We start from the raw sequence: 1,363 nt of genomic DNA, 5'->3' as shown, positions 1-1,363 counted from the left end.
TATAGTGGCTCAGTTGTCAAGACAAAAATCTAAGATTTTTATAATGAACTGATATGGTGGACAAGTTACAAGGAACATGGAGAGAACAGTGGAGCACTCCCCAGATCCAATATATGCTAAGCTACATATGGCATCAACATTGCCGGATAGTAGCATTCAGCCGGTGTTTGGTAATCAAGTGCAGAATGGCGTCGCTCAAAGTTGTAGGTGTGGATATACTGTCTGATAGCAGCCCTTGCTTCCCAGATGTTGTTGTACTGTGTCAGATAGGCTTCCTCATACTTGAAGCTGCGGAACCAGCGCTCAATCATGATGTTGTCTGCCCAGCGGCTTTTTCCATCCATACTCTGGCGGATACCGTTTTCCTTTACAAAGTCAATGTATTGCTGACTTGTAAACTGACAACCCTGATCTGAATTCAAGATCTGAGGTTTTGCCACTTTGAAAGCTTTTTTCAGGGCACTGATAACCATTCTGGTATCAAGTGTGTCATCCACTTCCCAGCCGACAATACAACGGCTATACCAGTCGATCACGGCTGTCAGATACAGAAATCCGCGCTTGATCGGAATATATGTAATGTCAATAGACCATGCCTGATTTGGTTTGTCTATGACCGCATTACGAAGAAGATATGGACATACTTTCGCCTGCTGCATTCGCTTGGAAAGATTCATCTTTGGATAAATCGGGTAAATATCCATCTCATTCATGTAGCGTCTTGCCTTGCGGCGTCCAACCTGGTAACCACGGGTTTTTAACTGTGCAGACATTTGTCTTGCGCCCCAAGTGGGATTATCTGTATGGAGATGATCCATGATCTCTTTGCAGGCCAGTTCCTCATCTGAAATAGGGGCACCCTTGTAATAAATGCTTGTACGGTTGATGCCAAGCAACCTGGCGCCAACAGAAGCCGGAATTTCCTTAGTCGTCAAAAGGTTTTGGACTAAACTTACTCTCGTAGTCAGGTCCACAAATTTCTTCAGATTTTTTTTTGAGCCAGTCAACCTGCATGGTTAACTGACCAACCTTTTTGGCATACTCCGCTTTCTCCTTACGCTCTTCGGCAAGCTTTTCTTTGAGGTTTTCCTCACGCTTGTCGTCGAACACAACCGAAGCATTGTTCAAGAACTCTTTTTTCCAGTTGCGGAGCAGATTTGGTTGGATGTTATTTTCAGTTGCAAGGGTATTGAGATCTTTCTCACCCTTAAGCAGCTCAATTACAAGGTCTGATTTGAATTTGGCATTAAAATTTCTTCTTTGTCTGGACATGATAATGGATCCTTTCTTTCATACTGGTTTAAGTATATCAGATTCATTAAAAACTGTCCGAAAAAGTGTCTTAATTTATGAGACCATTATA

General features: G+C 42.6%; 2 protein-coding genes. Both read right to left on the bottom strand.

Annotated features, from left to right (window positions below; genetic code table 11):
- Positions 1–116 precede the first annotated feature (116 nt).
- Entirely contained in the window at positions 117–935 is an 819-nt protein-coding gene (locus FYJ57_RS15010; RefSeq protein WP_235904617.1) for an IS3 family transposase, read from the bottom strand.
- The gene (locus FYJ57_RS15610) at positions 925–1,272 is read right to left on the bottom strand and encodes a transposase (protein WP_229097941.1); all 348 of its coding nucleotides are present in this window, start codon (positions 1,270–1,272) and stop codon (positions 925–927) included. Before FYJ57_RS15610 ends, FYJ57_RS15010 begins: the two co-directional genes overlap by 11 nt.
- Positions 1,273–1,363 lie beyond the last annotated feature (91 nt).

Origin of the sequence: Oliverpabstia intestinalis (assembly GCF_009696065.1) — a bacterium.
GTDB classification, from domain to species: Bacteria; Bacillota; Clostridia; order Lachnospirales; family Lachnospiraceae; genus Oliverpabstia; species Oliverpabstia intestinalis.
The sequence above is the reverse complement of the archived record's forward strand: the minus strand, read 5'-3'. Positions and strand labels throughout refer to the sequence as shown.